Here is a 6075-nt window from a genome sequence, read left to right on the forward strand (position 1 = left end):
AAACTGGTGGCTTGAGGCAGATAGCCTCATACGCTGCAGTATTCGATACTGATATTCAAGTCAATCCCTTTCATCAAAAGTTTTCCGGCTGTTGAATTTACACAGGTTTAAATCAGATACAAGAGATGTGTATGTCTATGTTCCGCCGGGAAATTCCTTCGATATGGTCACTTCTATATAGTCTTTCACTTTATGAAGGAAAAGCATAGGTCCGGGCTCAGCCGGGTTTAAGCCTCTGTCGCGAATGTAATCGTATTCAATTATAAAAAAGATGGCGTTTCTCAATGTTAATCCTGTCTGGAATGATAAAGTTTCGTAATGAGTCTTAAGCGATTCATTTTTATCGTTTTTTATTTTCAGTCTGAGGAGTCTGCTTGCGAGATTGTTTTCGTTCGCTTCGGGTAATTGTTTTTTGAGTTTCTTATACACGTCGATCTGAGCTTTAACGTCGTTCTTCCATCCTGACCAACGAGAAAAAAATATTCCCCCAGCGAGTAGCAAAATCGCCGAAATTAAGTATAAGAAGATCATAACAAATTATTTGATGTTTGCTCACCCATAATGACGGTGAAAAATATATCCAGCTTTAAAATCAATGTCAAAGAATTGTTGACGATATCGTTCATAAACACTTGATATGTAATATATGGTAGAATATATTTAACGCCTTGCATAATGGTACCATTAACAAGTTTTAGAAAGGGATTATTTTCCTGATATTTTCTGAAAATATATTGCTGACATAACGTACTTCATATATCAGATCCGGCGAAGATGAATAAAAGAGAGAAAGAACTACAAGATTTCGCACAAAAACAGCGGGAACAATCCAAAAAGTTAATAGATATCGGTATTGCTCTTTCTGCGGAAAAGAACATAGCTGTTCTTTTGGAGCTTATCGTTGACAGCGCCCGCAGCTTTACTAATGCGGACGGGGGAACGTTGTATCTCGTCGGCTCCGATCAGAAAACGCTCGATTTTGAAATTGTCCAGACAGACAGCCTTGATATCAGGATGGGTGGCAAAACAGGAGAAGAAATTGATTGGCCTCCTGTGCAGATGTACAAAGAAGACGGTTCGCCGAACAAGGAGAACGTATCGGCAAACGTGGCTATAACAAAGCAGCTTGTGAACATTCCCGATGTGTACGACGTTGAGGGATTTAATTTTGAGGGAACCCGAAAGTTTGATGAGAGCACAGGCTACCGTTCTCAATCGATGCTTGTTATTCCTATGTTGAACCACGAAAACGAAATAATCGGCGTCTTGCAGCTGATAAATGCGAGAGACACGGAAACGAATGAGACGATACCTTTTCCGGACGAAGATATAGATTTGACAGCGTCCGTTGCCTCACAGGCTGCAGTGGCGCTTACCAACGTCCGGTTGATTCAGGATTTAAAAGACCTGTTTGATGCGTTTATCCAAACAATTGCCACAGCAATTGACGAAAAGTCGCCGTATACCGCGGGACATATCACTCGCGTTGCTAATCTCACGATGGAAATCGCCCGGGTAGTAAATAAAACCAAATGGGGCAAGTACGGAAGTCTCAAGTTCTCAGAAGATGAACTTGAAGAGTTGAGGCTTGCCGCATGGATGCATGACGTCGGTAAAATAACGACTCCGGAGCATGTGGTAGACAAGAGTACCAAGCTCGAAAAAATATTTGACCGGGTAGAACTATTGAAGCTCAGGTTTGAAGCGATAAAATTTCAAACATATTATGATTGGTCTGAGCGGAAATCGAAACTGCTCTCTTCAGACGGAAGCGATCCTATAAAAGTAAAGCAATTGGATGAAGAGTTCTCTGCAAAAATCAAAGAATTGGAAAGTGACGCAGAATTTACTCTTAATTGCAACGCACCGGGGGAGTTTATGGAAGACGAGTTGATCGAGCGGCTTCAGAAAATATCGAAAAAAACGTTTGAATTCGAAGGTAAAACATACAATTATATTTCAGAAGATGAGTTGGAAAATCTTAGCATCAAACGCGGAACGCTTAATGTAGAAGATAGAAAGATAATTGAAAACCATGCCATGGTGACCTTGAAAATGCTCAAGCAACTGCCGTTCAGCAATAAATTAAAACACGTACCTGAATATGCGGCAGCGCATCATGAAAAGCTTGACGGAACGGGCTACCCGCTTAAGCTCAAAGGAGAAGAGATTTCAGTTCAGGCGAGAATTATGGCCATTGCGGACATATTCGAAGCGTTAACCGCCAAAGACAGGCCGTATAAGGATCCCATGAAACTCTCGCAAGCAATAAAGATACTTGGATTTATGGTAAAAGATGATCACCTGGACGGAGACCTTGTTGAAATATTTCTGAAAGAGGGTATGGCTGAAGCGTACGCCGCCGAACATCTATTACCGGCGCAGATAGACTGGAAGACGTCCGATCTGGAATCATGATTTCATCGTTAAACTGACCGACAATAATTTCTAATATTCAATTAAAAATAGAAAAGCGCCCTATTATGAAGCAGAGCGCTTTTTATCTGAACTAATTGTTTGATAAGTTATCGCATCATATCATCTTTGAATAATAAGGCGGTACTTTTAAAATTTCTATTCAAATGTAAGAATGAATAGATTGAAAATTCAGTTAATATCCCCAATACCTTCGTCATTGACATTCCGCAGCATTTCATTTAGATTTTCCCGACAGTTTAACGTACGGCTTTTCCTAAATTCAGTTTCATTTGTGTAGCGTTACTTAGGAGAGAAAAGAGTCATAATGGACCTTATAATATTACCGGCGATATTACTGGGGGCGCTGATATTGTTCGTATCCGACAGGATATCCGCTGATTTAGTTGCCATGCTGATGCTTGCGGCGCTGCTGCTTTTTAAGTTCATAACACCGGAAGAAGCAGTGTCCGGATTCTCAAACAGCGCTACAATAACAATCGGCGCGATGTTCATTTTGAGTGCGGGGTTGATTCACACGGGAGTTGTCGACTATTTAGGCGTAATAGCGGAAAAGAGAATCAGTAAAACGAATATCGGGCTTATGCTTTTTATTCTCGTCATAGCAGGAGGCGCTTCCGCCTTTATTAACAACACCGCTGTCGTAGCTGTATTTCTGCCGGTTATAATAAAGATCTCAAAAGAAAGGGGGATCAGTCCCTCAAAATTCCTTATACCACTATCGTACGCAGCGATTCTCGGAGGGAGCATGACGCTGATAGGTTCTTCGACCAATATTCTTGTGAGTTCTATCGCAAAGGATAACGGTCTCGCCGAATTCAAAATGTTCGAGTTTACCAATGTAGGGATAGTGTTATTCGCGGTAGGTGGATTGTATCTAATAGCATTTGCATTCCGACTTTTACCGGATAGAGCAGGCACCGGAGACCTAACGAAAAATTACCGTATGCACAGATATCTTGCGGAAGTTACGGTTACCGAAAACTCCGGTATGATCGGAAAATCGCTTACAGAAAAGAAGATCGCGGAAACTTATGACATAAACGTTCTTGAGATCATAAGGGGTGATGAAAAGATCTGGCGTCAATTGGGATCTACTCCAATCCGGAGCGGGGATATTTTACTTATGCGGGGAAGTGTGCAGAACATTATCAAGTTCTCCGAGCGTGAAAGTCTCCAAACCTTAGGTGAAGCAGAGCTGGGAGATGAAGACTTACAGGGGGAGGACGTAATCCTTGCAGACGCGATAATAGCGCCGAATTCGAAACTTATCGGCTACACAGTCAAGGAAATCAATTTCAGGCAGCGATATGGAGCTTTCGTACTTGCGGTGCAAAGTCACGGAAGAACTATAAGGGATAAGATAGGAAGAATTCCATTACACTTCGGGGACTCGTTGCTTATACAGGGTAGTCCGAATGCCCTTAGAAATCTCCAGAACAACCGGGATTTTCTTGTGATGGAGGAGCTGAAGCTTGAGAAATTCAGGACGGATAGAGCACTTGTAGCTCTCGGAATAATTGCATTGGTTGTAATATCAGCCGCTCTTGAAATATTTCCGATAATGGTCGCAGCCATTCTGGGCGCTGTGGCTATGGTGATCACGGGATGCATCAACATAAAGGAAGCGTACTCTAACATAGATTGGATGGTCATATTTCTATTGGCGGGGATGATCCCGATGGGAATCGCTCTTGAGAAATCAGGGCTAGCTGCGTTGGCGGCGGGAGGTCTTCTTGATCTGCTGGGCGGATCGTCTCCGGTGTTCATATTGTCTGCGCTTTATATCGGCACAGTGCTTCTATCTTCGATTCTTTCAAATAACGCCACGGCTATTGTAATAGCGCCGATAGCCATATCAATGGCAGCTGCGCTTGGGGTAAACCCGAAACCGTTTCTGATGGCAATTATGTTCGGCGCATCCACGAGTCTGATAACGCCTATCGGATACCAGACCAATACTCTTGTTTACGGACCGGGGAGGTATAAATTTTTTGATTACTTTAAGGTAGGCTTACCGCTTAATCTTATAGCATGGGTATTGATTACGCTGCTTGTGCCTTACTTCTGGCATTTTTAAATAGAGTATGCTCCGCTTAACCCTTTATTGGATCGACACTCATCGCTGGTTCATCTTCGCGATATTCAGCTGTCTTCTGCTTGCGAATATAACGCCTCCACAGGGTTTATCAGAAAACGGGATGGACGTTATAGCGATTTTGGTCATGTCGACGATACTGCTTATCAGCGCCGAAGTGCCGCTTCCCACAGTTCCGCTGCTGATAGCCGTATTCCAGGTTTTATTTGAAGTGAACACGCCGAAAGGGGTATCTCAATCGTTTATGAGCGATTCAGTATTTTTCATCATGGGATCGCTGATGCTTGCCGTAGCGATAGTGCACCAGAAACTAGACAGGAGGCTGGCATTCTGGATATTGCGTTTGGCAAAAGGGAATATCACCCGTCTCTCAACAGGATTCATTCTCGTATGCGCAATGATGTCTGCCTTCATAGGAGAGCATACGGTGGCAGCCATTATGCTTCCTGTGGCGATCACGATTGTCAATAACATTGACCAGGATCAAAAAAAGGTGCGTAACATCTCGCTGTTGCTTATGCTCTCGATAGCTTACGGCTGTGCCGTTGCCTCGATCGGAACTCCTTCAGGAGGCGCTCGGAACGCTGTCATGCTCGATTATTGGTCGCGATTATATGATATTAAAATAAGTTATCTTGAATGGATGAAATACGCTTTCCCTATGATACTGATTCAGATTCCAATTGTAGCCATTGTTTTGCGACTCACCTTTAAACCGGAAAACAGGGATATCAGCGGCGCGCTCGACAAACTCAGAGAAACGGTGATTGCAAAAGGGAAAATGGGTCATGCCGACTGGCTGACTATTTCCATATTCCTTCTGACGCTGACGCTGTGGGTGACTTCGAGCGACACTCTCGGATTGGGCATCCCGGCATTCATCGGAGCTTCCCTGTTCCTTATCACGGGGTTAGTAAAATGGGAAGATATAAATTCCGGTGTCAACTGGGGCGTCGTTCTTCTATACGCTTCTGCTATTTCCCTGGGTGTTGCTATGCAGAAAACAGGAGCCGCTTCCTGGGTAGCGAATTTGATATTTGATGGAATTACAGTGGTCAACATCGGCGGAGGGTTCGCATTACTGCTGATTATCGCGATCACGACGATGCTGGTCGCAAATATTATGAGTCATGGTCCTGCGGTCGCAATCCTTGGACCGATATTCTTGGAGCTTGCGGTAATTACAGATACAAGCCTTATTTCAGCAGGGTTTGTTATAGCGATCGCTTCGTCCTTTACATTTATGACAGTGATAGGTTCTCCGGCTAACAGTATTATCTATGCAAGCAATTTTGTGAGACCAAAAGATTTTTTAAAGGCAGGATGGAAAATGAGCATAGTGTCGATAATTGTGCTCAGTCTATTTTCGGCAACGTACTGGAGTCTGTTCTCATAGCAGAAAACTTGTAATCGGGAGATTAAAATAAAGATTTTACTATGCATAGGCGGGGGAGAGACGTCGAGGGAAACGATCGTCACAGGCGGCAGGGTAGCCGCAGCATTTGATGCTGACCTGTCCATATTATATGTCGGCAAAAAAC

General features: G+C 43.4%; 4 protein-coding genes. 3 read left to right on the forward strand and 1 reads right to left on the reverse strand.

Annotated elements, in window-relative coordinates; translation table 11 throughout:
- Window positions 1-135: 135 nt before the first annotated feature.
- Window positions 136-501: a hypothetical protein gene (locus IID12_09455; protein ID MCH8289313.1), complete on the reverse strand. Its 366-nt coding sequence runs from the start codon at window positions 499-501 to the stop codon at window positions 136-138.
- A 273-nt stretch (window positions 502-774) separates the two neighbouring features.
- Between IID12_09455 and IID12_09460 the strand changes: the two genes are divergently transcribed.
- From IID12_09460 to IID12_09470, 3 genes are all read left to right on the forward strand, one after another.
- The gene (locus IID12_09460; protein MCH8289314.1) at window positions 775-2418 is read left to right on the forward strand and encodes a GAF domain-containing protein; all 1644 of its coding nucleotides are present in this window, start codon (window positions 775-777) and stop codon (window positions 2416-2418) included.
- A gap of 325 nt (window positions 2419-2743) precedes the next feature.
- A complete protein-coding gene (locus tag IID12_09465; GenBank protein ID MCH8289315.1) occupies window positions 2744-4516 on the forward strand; it encodes an SLC13 family permease in 1773 nt (590 codons plus the stop codon).
- 7 nt (window positions 4517-4523) lie between these two features.
- On the forward strand, window positions 4524-5930 hold the full coding sequence (locus tag IID12_09470; GenBank protein ID MCH8289316.1) for a DASS family sodium-coupled anion symporter: 1407 nt from the start codon (window positions 4524-4526) through the stop codon (window positions 5928-5930).
- The last annotated feature ends 145 nt before the right edge of the window (window positions 5931-6075 follow it).

It is taken from the genome of Candidatus Neomarinimicrobiota bacterium (assembly GCA_022567655.1).
GTDB lineage: Bacteria > Fidelibacterota > SORT01 > SORT01 > SORT01 > JADFGO01.

Excerpts from the sequence above, each read along its gene's own strand:
- IID12_09465 (MCH8289315.1), top strand. The coding sequence starts at position 2,744 with ATGGACCTTATAATATTACCGGCGATATTACTGGGGGCGCTGATATTG.
- IID12_09460 (MCH8289314.1), top strand. The coding sequence starts at position 775 with ATGAATAAAAGAGAGAAAGAACTACAAGATTTCGCACAAAAACAGCGG.
- IID12_09470 (MCH8289316.1), top strand. The coding sequence starts at position 4,524 with ATGCTCCGCTTAACCCTTTATTGGATCGACACTCATCGCTGGTTCATC.